The organism is Mesorhizobium japonicum MAFF 303099 (assembly GCF_000009625.1).
GTDB classification, from domain to species: Bacteria; Pseudomonadota; Alphaproteobacteria; order Rhizobiales; family Rhizobiaceae; genus Mesorhizobium; species Mesorhizobium japonicum.
In genome coordinates, this window is sequence record NC_002679.1 from 315,946 (window position 1) to 340,245 (window position 24,300).

Consider the following 24,300-nt stretch of genomic DNA (forward strand, 5'->3'; position numbering starts at 1 on the left):
ACGACAGGCGCGGCGGTTAGGAGGTGATGTGCTTGCCAAAAGCGCCGTCGTGATTCATCGTGCTTTCGATGATTCTGCGTCCCAAACCCTCTCCGCGCCACCACGCCACGCTTGCCGGTGCCCCTTCGACCGCGCCGATGACAACGGTGCCGGCCTGGCTGCGCCGCGCCGTCCCGGATGCACAAGGCCTTGCGAGCAAAAACGCAGAGGATGTGGCGCTCGTTGTCGGCGCTGCCATAGGCGCGCTCGATGCCGTGGTCCGCCGGCAGGAGCGGTGGTCCGGCGCCTGGCGGCAGCGCCTGGCGCTTTCGGCGGCCGCGGCAACGGCGAAGCAGGCCGGCCGCGTCGAGGACGAAAGCGCGCTGCGCGACGCCGTGCTGCTTACACGCCCGGGCGATTTTTTGTCCGTCGGTCCCGCCGGATCGATGCTGTTGGCTTGGCGCCGGCTGGCCAGCACGCCTGCCGAGAAACTGCTGACCGAGGCCAGCATCGGCGCGGTGCTGGATGACCTCGGTCTCCGCCGCGACGACGACGCAGTCAGCGACTTGGCGGACGATCTTCGACAGCTCCCCGGGGGCATCGGAATGGTCGGCATGCTGACCGGCGCGTTCACGGCTGCCGAAAGATATGGCTTCGCACGAGCCTTCGGATGCTGGCTCGCCGACGCCCTGCTGGCGCATCGGCTGGGTTGGGCCCACGCGGTGCCGCTGCTGGGCGCCGAGGCAGGCTTGGGTACAAGCGCCCGCCCGCGTCGATCGGCAGCCAGCTCTCTGGCGACAGGCATTGAGACAGATCCTGAGCGTGCCAAAAGTCTGCTTGCCGCGCAGGCGCGCGCTGCCCTGCGCGCCATTGATCTTTCCGCCGAGCTTGAGCGCCGCGCGGGCCGGCTGCTTGCTGTTGCCCCGAAACTCAGGGCCAAGGCGGCGGACGCTGTTGTCGACAAGCTCCTGTCCGACGACGCGATCGTTGCCTCGGAAAAGATCGCCGGCATGAGTGACCGTGGGCTGCGCCGCCTGTTCGACCGGCTGGTCGAACTCGGCGCCGTGCGCGAGCTGTCCGGCCGTCCGGCCTTCCGTATCTACGGGCTGTGAAGACGATGGTGGAGAGTGCACGTAGGAGAAGGGGAGGGGCGCAAGGAGGCGACGGCCGGCCAAATGACCATTTGTTTGATCGCGAGCTGGATCACCTGCCGCCGGAGGCGCGCTGGCGCGAATGGATGAACCGTGTCGAAGCAACGATCTTTGCGGCCAGCCAACCGGTGACACGCGAAACGCTCGCCCGGATTGTCGGCAAAAGCTGCAGCATCGATCTTTTGATCGACGACATTCGCGAGGAATTGCGCGGCCGACCCTATGACCTCGTCGCCGTCGCCGGTGGCTGGAAGCACCTGACCCGGCCTGCCTATGCCGACGCCATCCGCAGTGCAGCCGGCGGCAACGATCGCGCGGTACACCTCTCGCAGTCAGAGGTGCTGGTGCTGATGTGCATCGCCTACTTCCAGCCAATCACCCGCACCGAGTTGTCGTCATTCTTCGGCAAGGAGATCAGTCGCGATTTTATTGGTCATCTGCGCGGTGCCGGTCTGATCGCTTCCGGTCCGCGTAGCCCGACCCCGGGCGCGCCCTACACCTACGTGACGACAAAAGAGTTCCTGCTGGAGTTCGGGCTCGAAACCTTGCGCGATCTTCCCGACTTCGAGGCGCTGGAGGATGCCGGGCTGCTGTCGAAGGAAAAAGCTGCTTGCGGGCGACATCATGCCGGGGTTTTCGGGCCCCGGCGAGAATAATGCCGACGCCGACGAATAGAGGCCCTGTGCCTGGGCCGGCGGCGACCGGCCATCGTCACCGCAGCTTCTCGAGAGATCGGACAGCAAGATCGATTTTCCCTATGAGCTCTCTCAACGGCGCACAATCCGGATAGTGCTGCATCAGCACGGACTGTGCGAGGCGGAGGTTCTCGATGTGCTGTTCGCCAGCTTTTGGCTTTCCTTCAATGGAATTCTCTCCGTAGTAGAGGTCGAAAAATACCGCATCGGGCATGGCCGCCCGATCGTGTTCGCATTGAACCCAGTCATCAAGCTCGCTTCGGACGGCATCAACGCGCTTGTACACGCCCGCGCGCGCTCGCGTGTCGGTCAGCACACTCTTCAGCAGGGTGCCTATCCTGGCATGCGCGTCCACGGGCATTGCCGCCTTCGGACGCCGGCGGCGCTGACCGCTGAGCGGCAGCCGGTACTCGACAGTGGTTTTGGGACCGCGTGGCGCGGGAGCTTTTCGTTGGACGTTTCTCGCGAGCTTCGCCTCGGCCTCAGCCCTCTCTCCCGGAGTCACAAAAGGAACGTGACCCTCGACGGCGACCCTGTCACAATTCGCGGGCACGATCGGTGAAGGAGCCTTGGAAAGCGCCTTGAGGAGCCGATCCAGCGAATATCCCTTCGACGTATCGGCATACAGATAAAGTTCACAGCCTTCCGGATAGTACATCCCCGCCCATTCCGGCCTTGCAAGCGACCAGTTGTGCTGCCGCGCCCAGGCGTCCCGTTCGGCAATTTTCGACGGAACACTCGCGGCGTAAGGTTCGTCGGCGCCGACATGATGTTTTGCCACTGGATCGTACCAGACACTTCCATGATCACGTCCAGGCAAGCGGGCCGAATATACCGCTCCGCGTTCGACGTCTGCCTTGGATGGCTGCAGGCCGGTGATGTCCATGAACTGCAGTACCCTCGCGGCTCCGCAAGCGCGCTCCAGAGCCGCGCTCGCCGAGTCCGGTCGATACTCATCGACCACATGGTCTGAGGCATGACGTCGGAAACGACCGAGCTTATGAGCATATCGATACTGAGATGGCTTGATCAGCTCATCGAGTGGCGTTGATAAGAATACCCGGATCGTCTCACGGCCGGAGGCTCCTGTTAGGCCATCGCGCCAGAAGGTGGAGATGTAGACGGCCTGCCGCGTCGAGCCGGCTTCCGCTGAACATGCGGTCAACGATCGCCGTGCATGCTGAAAATTGCCAAAGCCCGATGCTTGTGATGCTGTGTCGAGGGCTTTGCTGTGCGAGATCGAATCTCGCTTTGAGATCGCCTTGGCAAGGCGCTTTATGCCCTCAATCGAGGACGGCTGAATATCTGTCTTGGACATGCCAGTTCTCCTGGCTCGTGGGGAAGTGTCGCCCGTCAACCACCTCGCGAGCCCGAACATGACATGAACGGGAGCGTCAGCAACGGCAGTGCTGTCAACAGCTTCGCAACGACGGGCGGCGCGCTCCTGCCAGAGCACCGAATCGCAGAATACAATTGATCCCCCTTCGTGAGAAGCGTTTGGGCGACTGCATTGCCCCCCAATTTCGAGGGTCACAGAGACGGCTTACGAGATGCTGCCCTGAGGGGATCCCGATCAAATGACTCGCGAATACGCCTCAAGCAGATCGATGAGGCCAGCATTCGGGGGTGGTGAGCGCTTTGACAATTGCGATTGCTGAGTCTTCTCCAGGATATCTGTAAATCGAGCGATCAGTTCTGAGTGGCCGCCCTCAGACAGAATAGCCCGACGTCGATGCGCGATGGCACCATCCTCATTGCTGAACAACCAGTCTGCAGGCTGCGTCGTAAGCGCGTTGAAGCAGTGGATGCGCGTTGCAGCCGATAGGCTGGTCAGGCGCTTTACCGAGCGAATGTCGGCGACAACTGGCGCATGCAGCAGGCGCGACACCAGATCTTTGATCGTGGGCGAGCGTTTGGCAATTTCGATGCTGCAGATGTCCGCGATGGCACGTTCGAGCCGCCGCGACGCTGCGTTGATGGAGGTCTTCGGGGCGCCACGCAAATCGAAGCGGCATCGCGCGCAGAAATGCTGTGGGCGGAGCTCAGTTAGGTCAAAAGAGGCGACACCGGCGTGGCAGTTGGGACATCGATCGCGAAGGCTGCAACGATGCATGAAGCAGGATATCCGAGATGACAGCCGCCACTGCCGGCGAAAATACGGTGCTTCGTCGTCGGCGAGACACAGAGGGCAATACTGCATCCAGGTGGAACGGCTCCGGTGCGCGTTCTCGCGAAGAGGCAGCAGGAGCGGGATCAACGCACAACCGGTCATGGTCATCGTTATGATTTCTTCACGCGGAACACTCGTCTGATCAGCGAGCCAAGCGGCGACGTGGCGTGGAAGATGAAGATCGAGGCGCGGCGACCACATCCCGTTGCCGAGCCCGAGGACGCTGGCGAACGACCGCGGTGCGATTCCGTTTGCGAGCGCGAGACGGCTGATCCAGCTCGACAGCAGCTCGTCCGGCTGCGGGTCGACAGAAACCGGCCACCGACTAGGAACGACGTCGCCGTATCGCTCGCGAATCTCGATCGCGAAGCCCGCCCGTGCGCCATCACCTATCACAGCAGGTCGTCGCGCACTGGTGCCCGCCGGCGCTTCGAGACCGGGACGTAGCGAAGCGCCTCGATCCCCGGTTTCGTGATCCGCTCCTCACGGGACCTCACCGCGGCCGCGGCCGCCGCGGAGACAATCGCCACGATCTCGCCGATCAGTCCATCGCGGCGTCTGGATATACGCAATCCGCTCTTCCGTGCTGTGGTCGATATGCGGGCGAACGTGATCGAGAAGATGATCAGTCATCTTACCAATCCTCCACCGGCAGGCGACGCTTTGGGCGAGCGGGATGATCGGCGGGTGCCGGCGCCGCCGGCCGCATCGCGTCATAGGGCTTTGGGGCGTCTGCGGCATGACTTCTGCGCACAGCATTACGAAGTTCCGCCTTCGACGGCTTCGTTCCGCCGGCAATCTCCGCGATCCGGCGGCGCAGCGTCACCTTCTCGACGTCCGTGCGCGCGTTCGCGGCGCGTCGCTGCAGGCGGTCGGCCTCGTGCTCCCACAACGTTATCGGAGCAAGCATGCCGTCGCGCCGCTCCACAGATCGAAATTCTCTGGTCTCCGGATCCCGGATGTAGATGTGACTGATATCGCGAGGGTCGTACCGCACTTCGAGCCTGCCCAGCCGGTCTCGCTGCGGAACCAGGCCGCCCAGCCACGGCGAGTAGTAGTCCTGCGCGAACATGCTGATCCCCTGCGGCGAGAGGCGTCGCTCTGCGCCGGGCAGGAAGGCCAGCAGGACACGCACAGGATCATCGTCAAAGCGGGAGAAATCATGCGCCTGCCGCTCCCACTCTGTGGCCGGCACCTTCAATGTCCTCGCGTTTTCCTGAAGGTTGTGGTCGATCACCGCGAGCGCGACGCATCGCTCGAGATCCGCGAAGCTGAGACGGGCTCGCTGTTGCGCGGGATATTGGTCGCGGTTCGCCACGGATCTGCCCGTCGAGCCGGGCTGCGTCGCAAGAACGGCGTTGAGCTTCCCGAGCAGCCTTTCGACCACTCCGCCCTGGTGGACGCGGCCACGATCCCGGTAGCGGATCCGAATGCCGTGGTCCTCGCACCCGCGCTGGAAGGCATGCCCTTTGAACTCCTTTGCGGAGTCGGTGACGAGCGACCGTGGTCGACCGAGCATCGGCCATCCATGCTCGATGCCGCGTGCGGCCAACCATGCCTCCCTTGGACACATGGCATGCGCCAGGCAGAGTGCGACCGACAGCGCCGACGGTTTCTCGAGCGTGAGGCAGAAGCCAAGAATGCAGCGGGTGGCCACGTCGGTGACGATCGTGAGATATGCCCGGCCGATGAAGGTTCCGCCGCCGTCGATAACCTCCACGAAATTGATGTCGGTAGGCGTGTGATCAATCTGGCAGACATCGAGCGGGCGCGCCGCTTGGATGTATCCTGGCCGAGGTTTGAGTCGCTGGAGATGCTTCGGATTGGCGGACCGTTTCCTCGCGATCTCCTCGGGGCTGAACAGCCCCGGTATTCGGCGGGCGACGGTGAGATAGGACGGGGCGGCCAGGCCGGCCTCCTCGCAGCGAGCCCGGATTTCGGTCACGACGGGAGCGAGCGGCGGAGCCTCCAGCACGAGCCACTGCTCTCGTAGTGTTGTCGCCATGATCGCCTCGATGCCTTGATCAAGGCGCTTCTTGCGGCTGCCACCCAACTTGCGCAGCAGCGACGTCACGGTCCGATCGATGCGGTAGCGCGCGAGCAGATTGTAAACCTGCCGGGTCGAGAGGCGCAGCTCGGCCGCAGCCCGGTTGATCGCCGCGCGTCGTGGCCCCGAACCGTCGAGAACCCTGTCGAGCTCGCGAGCGAGACGACGTGCCGCCGACCAGGCTTCGTCGGAATGCGACGGGGCGGGTACCGCTTTTCGGTTGTGCAATCGGTTCGGCAAATCGGGCGCTCAGTGAAATCGTTAGCGAAAATTTGCGCCTCCGATAGCGTGCAAACCTAACCGCCACATGACATTCCGGCATTTGAAATCGGGAAGTAAAAGCGACAGCCACCGAGGTTTTGGCGCGGCTCGACGAGCGGCTGGCCCGCTCGCTGGTCCGCGAAGGGTTCATCGAACGCCAGCACTTCGCTGACGCGGCCGCAGCACTGTGGCTCGAGGGCGAGCTTGTCCACCTCGAGGACCTCGTTCTGCACGACGCCCACATGGACATCCGCACCCCGACCCATGAACTCACGCGGGCACATGCGGTGCTGCGGACCCGTCGGCGAATTCTGTCGCAAAAGCCGGACTGGGCGCTCGGCCGGGACGGTTTTTTGGCCCTGACCGGCCGGGGTGGCGCCATGCCGGCGGCGGAGGGCCAAAAAAACCGGGAAGGGCAGGAGGCTGGAGCCAGTTCCGTTGAAGCCGATGTTCGGGAGGATGCTGAGGCCGATCTTCTGGCCGAAGAATTTGCCGAGATCGATGCCGTCCTGGCACGCTCATCAAGGATCCTGAACGGCGCCGACGTGCCGGCGAGGCCGCCGCGTTCGGACGATCGGCCATACCTGATCTACGATCTCGACTGGAATGAAGAAGAACGGCTGGCCGAATGGCAGGCCGTGCTCTCCGAGACGCGGAAGTGGCCGTTGGTGATGCGCGCCGCGATCCTCCTCGAGGCCTGGCAAGACATCGAGGTGCTGCAGCATGCCACCTGGCTTGGATCACTGCTCGTAGCAGCGCTGCTGCGGCAAGAGGGCCTTGCCGCGCACCATCTCGCCGGACTTCATGTCGGGGCAAAAACCATTCCGCGGGAGCGGCGGCGGGCGCGCAATCGGAGCGACCGGCTGCTGGCCTCCCTCGATGCCATTCACGACGCAGCCGCGGCTGGCCTGAAGGAGCATGACCGTCTCGTACTGGCGAAAAGCCAGATGGAGCGGCGGCTCAAGCAACGCCGCGCCAGCTCGAAACTGCCTGACCTGCTCGAGCTTGTGCTGTCGCGGCCGATTGTCTCCACCGGCATGGTTCAGGAGGTGCTAAAAGTCTCGAAGCAGGGGGCGCTCAACCTGGTCGGCGAGCTAGGACTGCGCGAGATGACGGGCAGGGGACGGTTTCGGGCGTGGGGGATTATGTAATCCCAAAAGCCTGCCATCCCGTGCGGATCGCGCGCTTGGTCAACGCCATTGGGACACGCACGCTTGAAGTCAGGCGGCGCGAATCGCGCCTGATTGAAGGCGACCGCAATATTCGGCGTATTTAGCTGCCAACTCCTCGGCGCGTTTTTCGCACTCATCCAGCGGCATTGCTTCGCAATCATAGCCGAGCAACTCACGCAGGATTCCTGCCGATTCAACCGTGAAGCGCACGGTACCGTCGCTTTCGACCGCCTCGATCCCATCGTACTTCTGGCATTGTGAATTGATCTCCACCGCATCGTCCAATGACAAGCCTTGAGGCAGTTCGATCGAAATACCAGTTGGAGCAATCCTAACGGGATAGCCTCCCACGAGACCTAGTGGTCCCGGCGCGTGAACAACGCGTTCCAAGTGATCGGCAAACGCACGTAGAATGGCTGTCGCTGACGAAGCGGTGACGGATTGGCCCGCAAGACCTTTGACCCGGCGGAAACGTCCGGCCACGTTCGCGAAGATCTCATCATGCCCCAGTTCCTGTGGCTTAACTTCCTGGCCGTTCCGATATATGCTCAAGTGATAGGGCGCTCCGTCCGTGGAACCGGTGCTTGGCATACGATAACTGACATAATGTTGGGCAAAAAACTGCACATCCACCGCTTTCAATTCGCAACCCAGAAGATGTGCGGCTGCCAACCGGATGCCCGGCACGGCGTTTGCGATGTTACCGATCCCAATTGTCGGCGAGAGACCCTCGGCCGCAAGCGCGGCATTCGTCACGTCAGGGTAGGATGCGTTTACGACGATGCTCTCCACACCAGCTTCCCGCACAGCCTTCATGAGGCGTCGTATGAGCATTAGATGCATAGGCGTCCATACCCCGCCGCGTGCTCGATCGATCTGCTGATAGGCATCGGTCGGCAATTGCGTTATCCGCCACCAGGAATGCAAAGTCGTGGCATTAAAAATTATGTCAGGACGGAGGGCCGCTAGGCGCTCTGCTGTCGCCTCTGTATTCATCAAATCCAGCGGAACTATCTCAATGGCAGGAGAGAGCCCGAGGTTGAGGGCAGTGTACTTTGAGAGGTTGACCCTCAACGAGGCCCGCTGGAGATCTCGTGCTCCAACGTGCAGATCGTAGGGTCTGCCACTTTGGCAGAGAAAATCAAGAACGGCCCCACCAAGTACGCCATGCCCAACAATCAGTATCTTTACCCGGCCATTCACTGCAGACCTCCACCTTCGTTGCCGAAGAGGGTTGTAACGTGACATTTGCAAGGATGAAAGGAGAGTTCCGTGAATTTTATGTCCAACGTGCGAAACAATAGTGCAATGTAATTTTACATTATTTTACATTATATTTACTGGACTTTTGGCTGGCTTGTTGTTCTTATCGGCATATATCATTGTCAAAGCTGATACTTGCAGACGTGTGGCGGGAGGTATTGAGTGCGACTAAGCCTTTGATGTAACGGCTTACATGTCGCCCGACGAATTGCGGTGCTTCGAAGCGCGAACCGAGGACGGTGGAGAGCAAGGCATGTTGACCTCGGTACGACCTGCCGATGTTGTACTCGAAATCGATCTCAGCGCAATTCAGGCGAACTTTCAGACTATATCGGCTCTCGTTGGGCCACAGGTAAGGGTAGCCGCTGTCGTCAAAAGCGACGCCTACGGGCTTGGCTTGGTTAAGGTTGCAGGCGCGCTCATTGACGCCGGATGCGATCTGCTCTTCGTCGGCAATCTGCACGAAGCGTTGCTTCTGAGATCTTCCCACATTAGCGCGGCAGTTGCGGTTTTTTGTGATGAGTTTGCGAGGTATGGCGAACACTATCGATCGAACGGCCTCATACCAGTTGTGAACAATTCTGTCGAACTGGATGCCATTTGCGGCGCACGGGAGCCGCAAGCATACTTCCTCAACGTGGAGACTGGGCTCTCTCGCCTTGGGCTCGCTTTCGATGATGTACGGCGCAGGTATCTTGGTGGTATCTTCAAGCGGCGTCCGCCTTCGGTCGTGCTCAGCCACCTCGCATGCAGCGAACGCGCTGGGGACGCAATGAATCTGCTACAATGGAACCGCTTTCGGGCGACGTCAGACCTGCTAAAACCGACACTTCTCAGTCTCGCGGCCTCCGCCGGTGTGTGGCTAGGGAAGCGCTATCACTTCGATATGGTGCGGGTGGGCTCGGCCCTTTACGGACTTAATAGTGCCGGCATCCGGCCAAATCCTTTAAAGCCCGTTGTCGGCGTCAAGGCAAAAACACTCGACGCGCGCAACGTAGCAAGGAGTGAGGCAGTTGGCTACGGTGCGACTTTTCGAACGGGCCGAGCCAGCCGCCTAGCAATCGCCGGGATCGGCTACAAGCATGGCCTTCCATGGGCCTGCGCCAACAAGATATCCGTCCGGTTTGCTGGATATTCCGCTCCATTAGTCGGAAGGGTGTCCATGGAATACATAACAATCGATGTAACGGATGTTCCTGAAGCGCTTTGCGGTCCGGGTACGAATGTGGAACTGCTGAGTGACGATTTCACCGTCGATGACCTTGCCGCGTCCGCTGGCGTTCATCCACAAGAAGTGCTCACGCGGCTTGGTGTCGGTTGCGCAAGGCAGTATCTGGATGGTTCTTCTGCATCTGCGGGGTTCCCGGGCAATTTGACTAATGCGGGCCCTGGCCACGATCCGCGCGCCATCCTTGGCTAGAGCGAAGAGGCCCGACTGCCTTGTTTCTAGATAGTTATACGAAAGGGCTTCTTTTTGTCACGATCTCTGCAGTCGCGTGGAGCACCGCAGGGCTGTTCGTCAGAGTTCTGCCACTTGACGCTTGGACAATTTTGTTCTGGCGCAGCCTGTTTGCAGCGGCTTTCCTGGCAATTCACCTCTTTGTAGATGGGCCAAGACATAGCCTCCGCCCAACAGCGCGAGGGGTGATTGTTGCAGCCTCGTTGGCAATCGCCCTGCTAGCGTTCATCCCCGCGTGTCAGTTAACCTCGATCGCCAATGTAGCAGCCCTCTATGGGACGACACCGGTCTTCACGGCTATCCTGGGGTGGCTTTGGCTGGGAGAGAAAATTCATCCTGCGACCATGTTGGCAATAGTAACGATGGCTGCAGGTGCCGGCGTGCTCGTCTGGGGCACAGGTCTAGACTCCGACTTTGTTGGCAACGCTCTTGCCGTCGCCATGACCTTCATGACCGCGTTTGTTGCTGTGTGTATCCGCCGGCACCGCAAAGAATCGCTTCTGGCTTCTATCTGCGCGGCCAACGTTTTCGTCTCACTGGTCAGCTTGTGCTTCGCTGCGCCGCTATCACCAAGTCTGAAACATCTGGCATATCTTGCGCTTTTTGGCCTGGTGCAAGTGGGATTGGCTTTTGTGTTCTATTCGGCTGGCGCTCGTCGCGTTCCAGCTTCGCAAGCCTCCTTGATTGGAGCGCTAGAAACGCCGCTCGCTCCATTTTGGGTGTGGCTCGCATTCGGCGAAACACCCTCCGTGTCGACCCTCGTTGGGGGTGGGATCATTACTGCATCAACAGTTGGATACCTTCTAGCGATGGCCGGACTCGCGGCACGTAACGCTGACGTTTGGCCGTCTCAGGAGTTGCAGGAAGGCGTGAAAAAGGAAGCTAAGCTCAATGAATAATTTGCAAGCGCCAATCATAATAGAAGGCATTGCGGCGGTCATAGAAAAGTATCGTGCCGTCATTCTTGATCTATGGGGTGTCTTACACGACGGGAACGTTGCCTCTCCTCACGCGATCACTGCCCTGGATGCTTTGCGAAACAAGAAGATTGATATCTGTCTCCTTTCGAACTCCCCCCGTCGTGCCTACCAGGTCGCTAAACACTTAAAGTCGATGGGAATAGAGCCATCTCAATATAACTATATTGTCACATCTGGAGAGTTGGTTTACAAGGCGCTGGAAAATGCCTCAGACGACTGGCATAGAGCACTAGCAGCTCGCTACTTCCATATCGGACCACCTGAGCTGGCGGGCTTGCTCCGGGGGTTAGATCGGTTCGAGGTCTTTTCACCTCGGGACGCCGACTTTATTTTAACCACTGGGGGGAGCACTCAGCCGCCAGATGAAGTTGCGGCACTGTTGAAGGAATGTGCTTCGCGCAAACTTCCAATGGTCTGCGCGAATCCCGATCTGGTCGTTCTAGTTGGCGATCAACTTGTTGTTTGTGCGGGGGCGCTCGCCGAGCAATACGAAGCGTTGGGAGGGGAGGTTTTCTATCATGGAAAGCCGTATTCATCGGCTTACCGAAGCGCCCTCGACCTCCTCGGCTACGAAAGACATGAAGTGCTCGCAGTGGGTGATTCGCTACGGACCGACGTTGCGGGTGGTCGAAACGAGGGTATGGACGTGCTCTTCATCGCCAGCGGCATACATAGGGACGCTGCTGATGACTTCAAAGCGGGCAAATTCCCCAGTGCGCTGCTCCAACAGGTCTTTGCCGGAGAACCAGTCGTTCCCACGTTCGCTGCTTCCCAATTTAGGTGGTAGGAGAGGAAAGGTGACGAGAACGACCACCCTTGGCAAGTTAATTGATTTCAAGGATGATCTCGATTTGAGAATCTGAGCCGACGGATTTGGACAACCACGGTGCGCGTCGATATAGAGTTTTTCACGATGCCGCCCGGATCAGTTCCACCGCGGCCGAATACTTGGTCACGGTTCTCAAGCGTCTACGCAGCAGGTTGAACTTGATGGATGGCTGGCGAGAGCAATTCGAGGGTCGCCCCAGGTGAGCGATTGGGCCTCCTCGACAGTCCTCATCGATGAGGCCACGGGTCGCATCTCGAAAGCCGTACTCGCGGAAGTCTATCGGTAGTGGATGCCTATGTGCATGAAGCCCAGAGGTACGGTTCGATGTTTCGTTTTATAAGAACTGCTCCAAGTCCGGGCCCGTTGGGCATTTCAAAGTATCCAGAACTGATCGACGGCGGATTCTCAAGAACCTCAACATATCCGTCATCCGCCTTAAAAGCAGGATAATGCTCGTGGATCATAAAATTCGTGATATTAGCCTCAAGCTGGAGCGTTGCAGTTTCAATTAGGCTGCTTCCGCACACATGTGGAGCTACACGCATATTGTATGCTTCTGCCATTGCGCAAATCTTCTTCGTCTCCATCAAGCCTCCCGCCGTTCCAATATCAGGCTGGATAATCCCGCAAGCCTGCAACTCGAAGATCTTACGGAACCCAAATCTGGTATAGACACGTTCTCCAACCGCTATCGGCAAGGGAATTTGTTCCGAAATTACTTTCAGCGCCCCGTTGTCGAATGGATCGCATGGCTCTTCTACAAAGCAAATATCGAGCTCACCGATTTTTCGGCAAAACCGAATCGTCTCATCGGTAGTCAAGCCCCCACTGAGATCGACCATGAGCTCAATTTCGGGCCCGGCCGCATCACGGACAGCCTTGACCCGGCGGTATGCAAGCTCAATTGCTTCGGCGGACATCGATCGTCGTGTCACGTGCTGTAAAGCCGAGCCGACCCGCTGTGCCAAAGGGTAGAATTTGAGCGCCCCATACCCCTCCTTCAGAGGGCGTTCTACCGCCCGGGCAAATTCGTCCGGCGTGTCAGCCGCACCGTACCAACCGTTCGCGTAGGCGCGCACACGGTCCCGGATTTTTCCGCCGAAAAGCTCATAAACGGGGACCCCGAGACATTTGCCTTTGATGTCCCACAGAGCCTGCTCTATCGCGCTGATGCCGGCAAAGATAATCGCACCACCATTCTTTGCCCAAAATGAATGATCATACATTGTTGACCACAGCTCTTCGATCCGAGATGGGTCTTTGCCGATTAAGAATCTTTCCGAGAGATCCTTGATCATCCCTGCCGCTGCGGTCCCGCCAACGCCATAGGCTATTCCCGCCTCGCCAGCCCCCGTTATGCCTTCGTCCGTCGAGATTTCAACCAAGACAGGATGGAGGCGGCCAGATTTGAGCAAATAGATATTTACACCAGTAATTTTCATAGTCGCCTCGCAATCCGATGGTGTGAGCTTAAAGGCTGATGCGCTGATACTCGGTCGCTGAGGGCATTCCTCGAACCAGAAACAAGGTTCTGTTCCGGCACTGCATGACGACCGAAAAGGCCGTCTGAGTCGGCTCACGCAAAGAGGTCTGCTTGCAGACCGAGTCAGGTGCATTGGTCCGATCCCGAAGAATATCCATGACCTCGCAGGCGTCTGCGCAGCCTGCTTCTCGCATCTTCAGAACCTCGAGGCGCTTCTGGCTCGACGGATATTGCCTGGCCAAAAGCTCAGCATCTTCGTCAGCGCGAATTTGATCATTCAAGGCATGATTGGTGTGAGCAAGGAATGAACCTGATCTGCACACCGACACGCCATGTCTCGCAGAGACCTCTATCGAGGCGATTTTGTTTGACGCATCGCCGAAAAGATATGCCCGACCAGCCATATGCGGCAGCGACTTTGCCGCTTCGACTGCTGCATTCACGTCCGGGCAGCCAAGAAAAACGCGGCGAACGATTTGGCTTGGAATTCCATCGCAACGTGACTTCAAGACAAGGTCATTGTTGACGAAACCAAAGCCCGCTCGGTTGAACCCTACCCAACCGAGGGCACCTACGGCTGCCACGGTGGCGAATTCGAAGCCACTTGTACCGACATGAATGAAAAGGGCCTGTTCCACATCGCTCCCGAGCGGCCCGTCCCAGTTCTGTGCAATCAGCGCTCCGTCACGCGTTTGCACTGCCAGACCACTGCAGCCCGTCGCCGTAGGCGACGCAAGAAGTTCAAATGAGCTGCGCAGGACGATACCCGACACCTCGCGGCCGGCACCGTCTGCGATTCCGCGCAACTCGGTTCCAACATGAGGAGCCATCACATCGATCGTCGCCAGAACATCGCTGGCGCGCTTGTGTGCTTGGGACAAATCCGCGGCTGACAAGGATGCTAAACGACGGTCCAAGGCCTGACTGATTAGGTCAGCGAACCGATTGCCATGCTGAAAACCACGTTCGTATGGAGATCCCGACAATACCATAATTGGAATAGGTAGCGCAAACGCCATCGTAATCGCGGCCTTTGTCAGTACGAAAATTACTAGCCTGTCTTAGCCCTCCAAATTTTCTTGTCAAGAAAATTCAAGTGTCGCCTGCAACTTGGGCTAGTGCGCTGATCTCCTTGACCAGACCACTACGCCAGGCGCCCTCCTTTTCCATCTCTTCAAAAACCTGGCGGGACTTTGCGCGCCACGCCTTTACCCCGACATTACACAAAACCGCTCCGTCCTCCTCCAATAGGGCAGGCAAAAGATCACACGTGTGGCCAAGCAAATTCGAACAAAATTCTGCAGCCTCGATGGCAGCTTGTTCCAGCCCGGTTTGAATGTGCGGAGCGAGAATTTGATAACGCTGTAGGTTCATTGCAAATGTCAGGTCGAGCGGCCGGTAGTCCAATGCTGTCATGAACCGAGCAAATCGCGTGAAACGCATGCTCACAACATGACTGAGATTGGTAATCATCGCTGAAAATTTGCCGTCCTGGAGCGCGTCCCCCACCTCATTCCACGGGACAACTACAGGTCGGCAGCCCATAATCTCGAGATAGCGGAACATGGTATCGTTTTCAGGGCACCTTATGGGCAAGTCTCTTAGGTCATCCGGAGATAAGATAGGGGTCCGCGATAACAAAACTAGGGAAGGGCCCCGCTTCCACTTCAAGCTCGGATTTAGCAGTTCGACCGAATTGCTTCGGAGAGCCTGCCTGACTTCTCGATCAAACAAGGAGCTCTCCGAAAATCGTTCCAGATGCTTTTCATCGTCGAAGCAAAACGGGAGTGATGCTAGTTTGACGGGATCCGAATAGTGCTGAAAAAACCCCAGGCTTTCGACAAAAATGTCAATAATTCCATTGACGAGGGCTCGCACTTGAGTTTCAGCGGGACCAAGTTGGCCCCCGGGAAATACCGAAATCGCAAGATCGTATCCTGTTTTTTGGCTGACTAGGGACGAGAACATCTCGATAGCTCTGCCCTCAGGATCCCAAGACGGTACCAGAGTGCCCAAACAACGCGGCATTTCAGAATCCGACTGAAGAAAATATTGCGCTGATCGGTCCAATTCCAGGCCGAAACGCACTAAAGCTGCGATCGACGCCGGGGCCTTTCCCGTTTCAAGCTTCGATAGCTGCGACACAGACATGCCGACCTTTCCAGCGAGGGCCTCGAGACTAAGGCTCTTGGCCTTCCGGGCCTCGCGCAGCCGCTTTCCAACCATGCCATTGATCTGTTTTTCCACTTCGGATCTTGCGTCCATTACCGCTCCTGCGCGCTTGCTTCGATCGCGGCCGCTACACTGCACCTAACGCGTGTGGGGGAAGGCAGGGGAAATCTCTGGGCCGCTTTGTTCACCCCTAACACGTCCCGATCGGAAAAAACAGATGGTAGCAGATGCACAAGAATTTTCTTGACAAGAAAATAAAGTCATGTGCCCATAGGCGGCATCAAGGCCCGTGATCGACACAGCGCCATACTTAGAGAGAAGATAAAGCCGTGACTGGACGGAATATGGCGTTTTCGCCTCAAGAATATCGAGAAAGGCTGGCAAAGGTCCAAAACGCCATTCAACAGCGCGGGATGGTTGGCCTGCTCGTGCATTCGCCGCATAATATCTGCTATCTCACCGGCTATCACACCTCGGGCTTTTTCGCTTACCAGGTCCTGTTCGTCCCCGCCGACGGCGAGCCGCTGTTATTGGTCCGTGAACTGGAACGGACCAATGCTGACGAGTATTCATGGCTGGCTCTCGACCGGCAGGCCGTTTATCTCGACAACGAAGATCCGGCTTCCGTGACGGGTCGGTGGTTGGCTGAACTTGGATGGACGGCAGCCAGCGACCCAATCGGTGTCGAAAAAACCTGCTTCAATTTGGCAGTAAGAGACTACGAGGAGCTTTGCCATGCTGCGAGGCCGAATAAAGTAGTCGATGGGTCAGGTATCGTCGGTCGCGTGCGGCTCATCAAATCGTCGCAGGAGATCGCTTATGCGCGTCGAGCTGCCGAAATAACCGACATTGCGATGCGTACAGGACTTGAGGCCCTCGCCGTCGGGAAAGAAGAACTCGAAATCGCAGCGGCGATCCAGGAACAACAAGTCCTAGGCGGTTCCGAGTACACAAGCCTGCCGAACTACCTTTCATCTGGTTATAGAATGAGGATCGGTCATGCCACGCCGACCGAGAAGGTGATCGAGGCCGGCGACCTCCTCAAATTCGAGATCACCAGTTGCGTGAAGCGTTACAGCGCAGCGATGATGCGCACTGCGGTGATGGGCGCGCCGAGTGCCGAAATTGCTCAGGCCGCTGATCTGCTGATAAGCTGCCAGGACCGTGCCTTCAGCATCATGAAGCCAGGCGCAATTGCTGGCGAAGTCGACGCGGCCGTACGTCAACCGGTCTTAGAGGCAGGACTTCGGAAAACCTATTATCCGCGTGTTGGCTATTCCTTGGGCATCGGCTTCCCCCCCGTTTCCGGTGAGTGGGAAGTATGCGACTTCATGGCAGGCGATACTTGGCTGCTCCAGGCGGGGATGATCTTTCACATGCTCGTCAATGCCAACGGCATCTCCTTCAGCGAGACTATTCTGGTGACGGAAACGGGTTCGGAACGCCTGACTTCCCTGCCGCGGGAGCTGTACATTGCCCAATAACCCCACCACGTCGACCAGCGCCACTTCCGGCCCGAATTCCAATCTTCGGAAGGGCGAGGCTGGCGGGCTGCTGATCACGAACATTGCGGAACTAACACCCCTCGATGAATTCGGGCCGGGTCCTCAGAGAGGTGGCCTGAAACACCTAAAGTCGATCAGGAACGCTGCAATCCATGTCGTTGACGGACGGATAAGGGATTTTGGGCCTGCCGAACGAGTGGCGGTCGGATTGCCGAAGGGAGCAGAGCCTAGAGTTCTTGATGCAGCCGGAGGCGCGGTGGTACCTGGTTTCGTCGACTGCCATACCCACCTGCTCTATAGCGGTTCGCGGGCCGACGAGTACCCAATGCGGGTCGCGGGCGCTAGTTATGGCGAAATTAGTTCCAGGGGCGGCGGCGTCACCCGCACAATTCGCGAAAGCAGTGACGCAACCTCAAGCGAACTCAAGCAGGCGTTGACGGTACGGCTGGCGAAGGCGTTGCTGAATGGGACAACGACTGCGGAGATCAAAACCGGTTACTGGGTCGACCCGGAAGGAGAAGGCGCGGCGCTGGGTATCATCGCCGAAGTCTCAGCGTCTCAGCCAGTCGATCTCGTTCAGACGTTCCATGTCGCGTTGGGCACGCCGGCACGATTTGGTGGAGCTGGGGAATATGCCAGATACGTCATCGACTACGTTCTACCGTCCGTTGCCTCCCATGCACGCTTCTGCGACGTCGTTTGCGATGTCGGGGCCTTCTCGCACGATGAGGCGCGGCAAATATTGCACGCAGCGGGCAGGCGCGGTTTAAACTTCAAGATTCACGCCGATGAATTTTCCGCCGCCGGCGGTGCCGAACTCGCAGCTGAGCTTGGCGCTGTTTCAGCCGATCATTTATGCTTCCTGGGAAAAGACACTGCCCAAACGCTGGCCAAGGCACAAACGGTTGCCGTCTTGCTTCCGGCGACGTGTCACTATCTGCTTGCTCCCAAGTTCGCGGACGCCCGCCACCTCATTGACGGCGGAGTAGCGATAGCGCTCGGGACAGATCATGGGCCAGGCAGTCCGACCCTTTCAATGCCGTTCGTCATGGGTCTGGCATGTTCCTGGTTGCGAATGGATCCGGCCGAGGCGCTGGTCGCGGCGACGTGTAACGCCGCCCACGCCATCGGAGCCGCCTCAACTGCGGGCCAAATAGCGATCGGGCGCCCAGCGGACCTGGTGGTCCTAAAGACGCCGACCTATCGAGATCTAGCATATTTGATCGACCAAAACTTGATCCGATACACCCTTAAGGACGGCGCTGTCTTCGGCAAGCACATAAAATAACAACTTCAACAAAGGGGAATAAAGTGGCCGTGCTGCTGCCCGTAACCCACCACTACAAATTGGCTCGTAAGCTGCCTGACAGGCGAACGCTGATCGAGGACGGGGTCGCTGTGCCGCCTGTGCTCTTGGCCCTCGAAGAGGCGGCCGGCTGCCAAAAAATAGGACGGCCCGCCGATTTCGTCGTCCTTGAGGCTGAGTCATATCGAGAGAATCCCATGCTTGATCGACCATCTGCTGGTCAAAACCACAATCAAGAAGGGAAAGTCTACCTGAACTGACCTCAGTTCAGGCAACCTGGGAGGAAAATATGAAGAATATAGGAACGATCTCGAAGACTTCAATTGGAGCAATCGTGGCTACTCTGCTGCTCCATGTCTCGCATGCGCAGAGCCAAGAGACGCTTACGATTTCTGCTTCGGGGGGGTCATACGACGCCTGCGTCAAGGCAGCCTATCTTGACGGGTGGGAGAAAGAGACAGGCATTAAAGTCGTTGTAGGCGGTGGGGCATGGGACCTCGGTGTTTGGCGGGCACAGCAGGAGACGGGGAAGACCGAGTGGGACGTTGCCACATCGGACCCCGGCCAGTTGCGCCAGCTGGTCCAAAATGGGTGGGTCATGCCGATTGATCCAGAACTCCCTAATAAAAATGGAGGCCTCGTCGATTTTCCGGGCCTCGTGCCCAAGTTTGATGGCAAAATCTATGCTCTACCCACCGAAATTTTCTCGACTGTCGTCACCTACAATTCCAAGGCATTTAAGGGCGACAAGCCCAAGACCTGGGCTGATGTCTTCAATGCCGAAAAGTACCCAGGCAAACGTTTGTTTTCCAACGTCCCCGTCGACTTCGGAGTGCTGGAAGTTGCCCTTCTGGCCGACGGGGTCGCGCCTGAAAATCTCTACCCGCTGGATGTAGACCGTGCGCTGAAGAAGTTGGACTCTATCAAGAGCGACATCCTTTGGTATGATTTTGGAACTCAGCAAGTCGCGCTTTTGCAACAAGGCGACGCAGTGATCGGGGCCGGCTGGGACGGCCGAGTGAAAGCCCTTCAGCGAGACGGCGGTACGATCGAATTCTCCACTGAGCAGGCGATCGTTAAACCGGATCTTTGGATTCTGCCAAAGGGGGGCAATTCCGAACTCGGAGCTCGTTTTCTTGCCTTCATCGACAACCCTGAACGACAGGCCAAATTCGCAACCTGCATCGGCTACGCTCCAGCCCTTCGTAAGGCGTACGACCTGCTGCCTGCCGATCAGAAGTTCACTGTCGACCCGAATAATCTGAAGGGCGTCGTCGTGTGGAACGACGAATATTGGGCAAAAAACGCACGGGACGTCACCGCGCGCTTTAATGAATGGCTCACCAAGTAGGCGAGTTCGATCGCCTACGGTCGATAGCAAGCAATGAGGTAACAATCGTGTCCAACGCCAGTAAGGATTGCGGGTCGCCACCCGCAATCCAGATCAGCCGACTGAAGAAGTGCTATGGCGCAGTGGAAGTGTTGCGAGGTCTCGACCTTGTAATTCCGGAAGGTTCCTACACAACCTTTCTTGGGCCGAGCGGTTCTGGAAAAACGACCCTCCTCAGGATTATCGCTGGTTTTGCCAGTGTTAGTGAGGGGACAGTCAGCATTTCAGGTGTCGACGTAACCGACAGAGCTGCCCGCGCCAGGGATGTCGGCATGGTCTTCCAAAACTATGCCCTTTTCCCCCATCTCACGGCGAGAGAAAATGTTGAGTACCCGCTTAAAGTCCGCAGGTTGCCGCGCGAGGAGCGACGCCGACGTGCGTTGGAATACCTAGAGCGGGTGCACCTGTCAGAGTGGGCCGATCGCTATCCGCGCGAGTTGTCCGGTGGACAACAGCAGCGCGTGGCTTTGGCACGCAGCCTGGTTTACCGACCCAAGCTTCTGTTGCTCGATGAGCCCCTGAGCGCGCTCGATAAACATTTACGCGGGCAGATGCAGGACTTCCTGAAGGAGTTGCAACGAGACCTCGGCATTACCTTTGTTCACGTTACGCACGATCAGTCTGAGGCTCTGGCGCTTTCATCGCTGGTGGTCATTATGCGTGATGGTCGACTGGAGCAGGTGGGATCACCCGAGCAGATCTATCTTGAACCGAATTCTCGCTTTGTAGCGGGCTTCATCGGCAACAGCAACATCGTGTGTTGCTCCGTCACTGCTCGCAATGGGCGGCTCGCAACGGTCAAGCTCGGGGATGGGACGGAGGTCGGTGTTCCCATTCCGGCAGGTGTTACTGAGCGGCTTGGTGTGGGCGAAAAATCGCTTCTCTTATTACGACCGGAGAAAGCCGAGACTGGCTACCGTATCGATACGAGCGTGGTCGCCATGTCCGGGCCGGTGTTGAGCACGACCTTCATGGGTACGCACTACCAGGTGGTTTTTTCGACCCGGCATGGGGAAATCACAGCTCACCTGAACAACGACTATGCGCCTGGCCAATCAGTAGACGTTGCCTGGCGCGCCGGAAATCTAATCGTTCTGCCAGCGGGTTGATTGCCATGCCAGCTCACCGGATCAAAATCAATCCGATAGTTCTCGCCGCTGCCCCCGGAATTGCTCTGCTCGTCATCTTCTTTGCCATTCCGCTCGCCAACTTAACAGTTCGCAGTCTCACAGACCCAGAGTTTGGCTTGGGTAACTATAAAGCGGTACTAGGGTCCCAGACTTACCTCCGAGTGGGGTGGCGCACCATCTGGATATCCTTCCTTGCAATGTCCGGGTGCGTCCTCATCGGCACGCCCGTTGCCTATGCAATTGCCCATTCGAAGCGTCGCGCCTTGGTCGTCGCTACCCTCGCCGTGTTGGGGCTCTCGTTTCTCACGAGTTCGCTCATACGCGCGTTCGCCTGGATGATCTTGTTCGGAGCACAGGGGCCGATCGTGGCAATTCTCAACGCAGCCGGGCTGGATGTACATACCCTCCTCGCAACCCAGGTAGCAGTGGTTGTCGGCATGATTCATTTCCTGCTTCCTATCTACGCGCTGACCGCTTTCGCGGGATTTCGCAACATGCCCTTTGATCTGGTGGTAGCAGCTGAAGGTCTTGGCGCATCGCGCTGGTACGCGCTGCGTACCGTTTATTTTCCGCTTGCGCTGCCCTCCATCATCAACGCCGGGTCACTAGTCTTTGTGATTGCGCTGGGATTCTTCATCACCCCTGCGCTCCTTGGCGGTCCAAGCGAAATGATGCTGGGGCAGTTGATCGCCATCAGCATATCGAAGTTCGGTGATTTCGGCTTTGCGGCGGCGGCCGGCGTCCTGCTGATGGTGATTACACTTTTCTTGCTCAGTGCGGTGCAGTGGGTCTTCAGGGCGGGGCAAAGACAATGAGTTCGAAACATATTCGGCTCGGCATCGTGGGGGCCGGCCTTTGGGCTGCGCGAGCACATCTGCCGGCATTTGCCCGCATCGGCGGAGTTAAGATCGTCGGCATCGCGGACCCCAATACCGATCGAGCGCGGGAGCTTGCCAGCCGTTTTGGTATACCCAGCGTCTACGACAATCACGAAGACCTGCTCGCCGGCGGTGTGGACGCCGTCACGATTGCTGTGCCTGTTGACCAGCATTTCCAGATAGCGTCTGCGGCGCTGCGCCGGGGGGTGCATGTACTGTGCGAAAAGCCACTGGCGCGCACGGTTGACGAAGCTGCGACACTGAAGGAGATGGCCGGGTCAGCCGGAGTGGTTGATTGCATGGGCTTTATGTTGCGCTTCAGCCCAGCCTTCCTTCAGTTGCAGGAGCTGCTTGAAAGTGGTGCTGTGGGTCCAATTCACAGCATCCTTTACCATTCGCATTTTGCTCAGTTCTTCGATCCGCAGACGCCCTGCCACTGGACAATGAACGCCGAACGCACCGGCGGCGGCGTGTCAGTCGAATACGGCTGCCATGGTCTGGACCTCGCTCGATCCGTGGCCGGAGATATTACAGAATTGTGCGCCAATGCACGCACGCTTGTTCCCGAACGGCCGGATGTCGGAGGCGCCATGCAGAAGGTCGACGTGGATGAAGTCTGCTCCTGGCTTGCCAACTTTTCCGGAGGGGCGGAGGGCCTATTCCACGTCAGCTGGAGTTCCAGTCTTAGCTTTGGCGTCGAGTTCGCGGTCTTCGGTCAGAAAGGAGCTTTAGGCTGGCGCAAGACCGAAAGCTGGCCGTTTTGCCAGGTTCTGTCAAGTATCGATCCCACGCGAGAGATGCAGCCGATCGAGATCGACCGGCGCTATACCGACCGTGTCGGTTGGGCGGAATCGTGGCGTGCTTGCTTCATGAGCGGCCTCGCCCATCAGTTCACCGCCGAGATCGCAGGGGCTCCTAGGCGCTCTCCGGGCTTTCACGACGGACTCGAAAGCCAGCGCGCCCTTAAAGCCATCGGCATTTCGCTCGCGGAACGGAGGTGGGTGAGCCTTGACGAAACCTCGGCGAGGTCGCGGGCCGATGAACGCAAATCGGGGATCCTCTGATGTGGTCGGCGGAAAAATTGGCGGGCCTCATCACCGAATTTGATCCTTCGGTCATTTCGCAGGCCACGCGTGGAAAGGTATCCGATCTGGTCATTGACGTCGTTGGCGCCGCCGCGGCCGGGGCTCGCACCGAGGCCGCCGCTGCAACCCGCGCCGTGTGCCAAGGCCTCTTCTTTCCCGGCTTGGCACTGTGCTGGTTCACTGACAAAAGGCTCTCACCTGCCGCCGCTGCGTTTGCAAATAGCGCGGCTGCAGTTGCCCTCGACATTGATGATGGACACCGGCGAGCGATCGGGCATCCGGGTGCGGCAATCATTCCGGCCATGATCGCTGAAGCGGAAGCACGCGGCGCGAGTTCCGAGGAGCTGCTCGCCGCGATCGTTGTCGGATATGAGGCTGGCATCCGTGTCGCCTCAGCCCAGTCCAACAGACAGGATAGCCGCCTCTATGCGACGGGGCGGTGGGCACCTGTCGCAGTTGCTGCGGGGCTTGGCTTTCTCCGCCGCCTCGACAGGGCGAGCGTTGCGCAGGCCTTGGCGATAGCCGCGACCCATCGCCCAGCGCAACTGCCAAGTGGGACCAGCAAACAGCTAGGACACGCTAAGGAGGGCATAGCTTGGGCTTCCTTCACCGGCTTCGTGGCGGTCGACCTTGCACAGAATGGATTCACTGCATCGCTCGACATCTTCGATATACCAGAGCTTTTCGATGGGAGCGCATTGGATCGCGACTGGGGAGAGGTGATCGAGATCGATCGCACCTACACCAAGCCCTATTCGTGTTGCAGATGGATTCACGCAGCCATTGATGCTCTGCGCATTATCATGGATCGCGAGGCGGTGCTGGCACGTGATATCTCCCGCGTGGGGGTCCATACGATCGGACCCGCGGTCCGATTGAACAACAAACCGGATCCATCGGCACATTTCGAGGCCCAGTTCAGTGTTCCATTCTGCCTTGCGGTGGCAGCGATTGAAGGAAGCAATGCCCTGGTCCTGCCCGATCCTGCCGTCCTTCACCGATCGGATCTCATCAGCTTCGCGCGGAAGGTCGACCTAAGGATCGATCCCGAACTCGACGCCCTTTTTCCGGCTCGGACTAGCGCCCGGTTGGTCGTGGAGACGCGATCAGGCGTCTATGAACACCAAGTCGACTTCCCAAAGGGAGAGCCAGACAACGCAATGACCCGCTCCGAACTCTTGGAGAAATTTGAGCGGCTCTGCACTTTTGGTCACGGTCCTTCCAAAGCAGCCCGGCTTGCTACTGCCTTCGCTATCCTAGACGATAGGACACTTGACAATGTCACTCAGCACATCTCCGAAATTATCCTACCAACATGAATCGGCCGACGGTTCGGAAGCTCTGC

General features: G+C 58.5%; 21 protein-coding genes and 1 pseudogene. 14 read left to right on the forward strand and 8 right to left on the reverse strand.

Annotation, left to right across the window (positions count from 1 at the left end; translation table 11 throughout):
* The first annotated feature begins 137 nt into the window (after positions 1 to 137).
* Positions 138 to 1,091, forward strand: coding sequence for a DUF1403 family protein (locus tag MAFF_RS36370; protein ID WP_244420867.1), 954 nt, complete (start codon positions 138 to 140; stop codon positions 1,089 to 1,091).
* Positions 1,092 to 1,096: 5 nt separating this feature from the next.
* Positions 1,097 to 1,805 (forward strand): annotated as a pseudogene (gene scpB, locus MAFF_RS36375) (SMC-Scp complex subunit ScpB).
* Positions 1,806 to 1,841: 36 nt separating this feature from the next.
* Here the strand turns inward: scpB and MAFF_RS41105 are convergent.
* From MAFF_RS41105 to MAFF_RS36395, 4 genes are all read right to left on the reverse strand, one after another.
* Positions 1,842 to 3,143, reverse strand: a complete 1,302-nt coding sequence (locus MAFF_RS41105) for a DUF5623 domain-containing protein (protein ID WP_044552277.1) — start codon at positions 3,141 to 3,143, stop codon at positions 1,842 to 1,844.
* A gap of 255 nt (positions 3,144 to 3,398) precedes the next feature.
* Positions 3,399 to 4,391: a TniQ family protein gene (locus MAFF_RS36385; protein WP_010915932.1), complete on the reverse strand. Its 993-nt coding sequence runs from the start codon at positions 4,389 to 4,391 to the stop codon at positions 3,399 to 3,401.
* Positions 4,388 to 4,567 (reverse strand): hypothetical protein, encoded by a 180-nt coding sequence (locus MAFF_RS36390; RefSeq protein WP_044552279.1) that lies wholly within the window; start codon positions 4,565 to 4,567, stop codon positions 4,388 to 4,390. The genes MAFF_RS36385 and MAFF_RS36390 overlap by 4 nt, the downstream gene beginning before the upstream one ends.
* A gap of 62 nt (positions 4,568 to 4,629) precedes the next feature.
* Positions 4,630 to 6,282: a Mu transposase C-terminal domain-containing protein gene (locus tag MAFF_RS36395; RefSeq protein WP_010915931.1), complete on the reverse strand. Its 1,653-nt coding sequence runs from the start codon at positions 6,280 to 6,282 to the stop codon at positions 4,630 to 4,632.
* Positions 6,283 to 6,401: 119 nt separating this feature from the next.
* On the opposite strand from MAFF_RS36395, the gene MAFF_RS36400 reads away from it, so the two are divergent.
* The gene (locus MAFF_RS36400) at positions 6,402 to 7,454 is read left to right on the forward strand and encodes an RHE_PE00001 family protein (protein ID WP_010915794.1); all 1,053 of its coding nucleotides are present in this window, start codon (positions 6,402 to 6,404) and stop codon (positions 7,452 to 7,454) included.
* A gap of 69 nt (positions 7,455 to 7,523) precedes the next feature.
* Here MAFF_RS36400 and MAFF_RS36405 read toward each other — a convergent pair whose 3' ends face one another.
* A complete protein-coding gene (locus MAFF_RS36405) occupies positions 7,524 to 8,678 on the reverse strand; it encodes an NAD-dependent epimerase/dehydratase family protein (RefSeq protein ID WP_244420869.1) in 1,155 nt (384 codons plus the stop codon).
* A 313-nt stretch (positions 8,679 to 8,991) separates the two neighbouring features.
* Here MAFF_RS36405 and alr point away from each other — a divergent pair, with 313 nt between their 5' ends.
* From alr to MAFF_RS36420, 3 genes are read left to right on the forward strand one after another with little or no spacing between them, the layout of a single operon-like run.
* Positions 8,992 to 10,158: an alanine racemase gene (gene alr / locus MAFF_RS36410; RefSeq protein WP_010915793.1), complete on the forward strand. Its 1,167-nt coding sequence runs from the start codon at positions 8,992 to 8,994 to the stop codon at positions 10,156 to 10,158.
* Positions 10,159 to 10,178: 20 nt separating this feature from the next.
* Positions 10,179 to 11,096 carry a DMT family transporter gene (locus MAFF_RS36415; RefSeq protein WP_048894856.1) on the forward strand — a complete coding sequence of 306 codons (918 nt, stop codon included), beginning with the start codon at positions 10,179 to 10,181 and terminating at the stop codon, positions 11,094 to 11,096.
* Positions 11,089 to 11,964 carry a TIGR01459 family HAD-type hydrolase gene (locus MAFF_RS36420; RefSeq protein WP_044552282.1) on the forward strand — a complete coding sequence of 292 codons (876 nt, stop codon included), beginning with the start codon at positions 11,089 to 11,091 and terminating at the stop codon, positions 11,962 to 11,964. The genes MAFF_RS36415 and MAFF_RS36420 overlap by 8 nt, the downstream gene beginning before the upstream one ends.
* A 335-nt stretch (positions 11,965 to 12,299) precedes the next feature.
* On the opposite strand, the gene MAFF_RS36425 is transcribed toward MAFF_RS36420, so the two are convergent.
* The 3 genes from MAFF_RS36425 to dctP all read right to left on the reverse strand — a co-directional run bounded on the left by MAFF_RS36425 (position 12,300) and on the right by dctP (position 15,754).
* Entirely contained in the window at positions 12,300 to 13,448 is a 1,149-nt protein-coding gene (locus MAFF_RS36425; RefSeq protein ID WP_010915929.1) for a mandelate racemase/muconate lactonizing enzyme family protein, read from the reverse strand.
* Between the two features lie 28 nt (positions 13,449 to 13,476).
* A complete protein-coding gene (locus tag MAFF_RS36430; RefSeq protein WP_044552284.1) occupies positions 13,477 to 14,508 on the reverse strand; it encodes a C45 family autoproteolytic acyltransferase/hydolase in 1,032 nt (343 codons plus the stop codon).
* 73 nt (positions 14,509 to 14,581) lie between these two features.
* Positions 14,582 to 15,754, reverse strand: coding sequence for a TRAP transporter substrate-binding protein DctP (gene dctP / locus MAFF_RS36435; protein WP_044552287.1), 1,173 nt, complete (start codon positions 15,752 to 15,754; stop codon positions 14,582 to 14,584).
* Between the two features lie 251 nt (positions 15,755 to 16,005).
* Between dctP and MAFF_RS36440 the strand changes: the two genes are divergently transcribed.
* The 8 genes from MAFF_RS36440 to MAFF_RS36470 are packed head-to-tail and all read left to right on the forward strand — an operon-like array spanning position 16,006 to position 24,274.
* A complete protein-coding gene (locus tag MAFF_RS36440; protein WP_010915792.1) occupies positions 16,006 to 17,145 on the forward strand; it encodes a M24 family metallopeptidase in 1,140 nt (379 codons plus the stop codon).
* Entirely contained in the window at positions 17,135 to 18,454 is a 1,320-nt protein-coding gene (gene hutI, locus MAFF_RS36445; RefSeq protein WP_010915791.1) for an imidazolonepropionase, read from the forward strand. The genes MAFF_RS36440 and hutI overlap by 11 nt, the downstream gene beginning before the upstream one ends.
* Positions 18,455 to 18,477: 23 nt before the next feature.
* On the forward strand, positions 18,478 to 18,732 hold the full coding sequence (locus MAFF_RS39720; protein ID WP_096459693.1) for a hypothetical protein: 255 nt from the start codon (positions 18,478 to 18,480) through the stop codon (positions 18,730 to 18,732).
* 29 nt (positions 18,733 to 18,761) lie between these two features.
* Positions 18,762 to 19,823: an extracellular solute-binding protein gene (locus MAFF_RS36450; protein WP_010915790.1), complete on the forward strand. Its 1,062-nt coding sequence runs from the start codon at positions 18,762 to 18,764 to the stop codon at positions 19,821 to 19,823.
* Positions 19,824 to 19,870: 47 nt separating this feature from the next.
* Positions 19,871 to 20,971: an ABC transporter ATP-binding protein gene (locus MAFF_RS36455; protein WP_010915789.1), complete on the forward strand. Its 1,101-nt coding sequence runs from the start codon at positions 19,871 to 19,873 to the stop codon at positions 20,969 to 20,971.
* A gap of 5 nt (positions 20,972 to 20,976) precedes the next feature.
* The gene (locus MAFF_RS36460) at positions 20,977 to 21,807 is read left to right on the forward strand and encodes an ABC transporter permease (protein ID WP_010915788.1); all 831 of its coding nucleotides are present in this window, start codon (positions 20,977 to 20,979) and stop codon (positions 21,805 to 21,807) included.
* Positions 21,804 to 22,934, forward strand: coding sequence for a Gfo/Idh/MocA family protein (locus MAFF_RS36790; RefSeq protein WP_010915787.1), 1,131 nt, complete (start codon positions 21,804 to 21,806; stop codon positions 22,932 to 22,934). Before MAFF_RS36460 ends, MAFF_RS36790 begins: the two co-directional genes overlap by 4 nt.
* Positions 22,934 to 24,274: an MmgE/PrpD family protein gene (locus tag MAFF_RS36470; protein WP_010915786.1), complete on the forward strand. Its 1,341-nt coding sequence runs from the start codon at positions 22,934 to 22,936 to the stop codon at positions 24,272 to 24,274. Before MAFF_RS36790 ends, MAFF_RS36470 begins: the two co-directional genes overlap by 1 nt.
* Positions 24,275 to 24,300: the final 26 nt, after the last annotated feature.

Coding starts and splice junctions, on each gene's coding strand:
- MAFF_RS36370 (WP_244420867.1), top strand. CDS start 138: ATGACAACGGTGCCGGCCTGGCTGCGCCGCGCCGTCCCGGATGCACAA.
- MAFF_RS41105 (WP_044552277.1), bottom strand. CDS start 3,143: ATGTCCAAGACAGATATTCAGCCGTCCTCGATTGAGGGCATAAAGCGC.
- alr (WP_010915793.1), top strand. CDS start 8,992: ATGTTGACCTCGGTACGACCTGCCGATGTTGTACTCGAAATCGATCTC.
- MAFF_RS36420 (WP_044552282.1), top strand. CDS start 11,089: ATGAATAATTTGCAAGCGCCAATCATAATAGAAGGCATTGCGGCGGTC.
- MAFF_RS36425 (WP_010915929.1), bottom strand. CDS start 13,448: ATGAAAATTACTGGTGTAAATATCTATTTGCTCAAATCTGGCCGCCTC.
- MAFF_RS36430 (WP_044552284.1), bottom strand. CDS start 14,508: ATGGCGTTTGCGCTACCTATTCCAATTATGGTATTGTCGGGATCTCCA.
- dctP (WP_044552287.1), bottom strand. CDS start 15,754: ATGGACGCAAGATCCGAAGTGGAAAAACAGATCAATGGCATGGTTGGA.
- MAFF_RS36440 (WP_010915792.1), top strand. CDS start 16,006: ATGGCGTTTTCGCCTCAAGAATATCGAGAAAGGCTGGCAAAGGTCCAA.
- MAFF_RS36450 (WP_010915790.1), top strand. CDS start 18,762: ATGAAGAATATAGGAACGATCTCGAAGACTTCAATTGGAGCAATCGTG.
- MAFF_RS36460 (WP_010915788.1), top strand. CDS start 20,977: ATGCCAGCTCACCGGATCAAAATCAATCCGATAGTTCTCGCCGCTGCC.
- MAFF_RS36790 (WP_010915787.1), top strand. CDS start 21,804: ATGAGTTCGAAACATATTCGGCTCGGCATCGTGGGGGCCGGCCTTTGG.
- MAFF_RS36470 (WP_010915786.1), top strand. CDS start 22,934: ATGTGGTCGGCGGAAAAATTGGCGGGCCTCATCACCGAATTTGATCCT.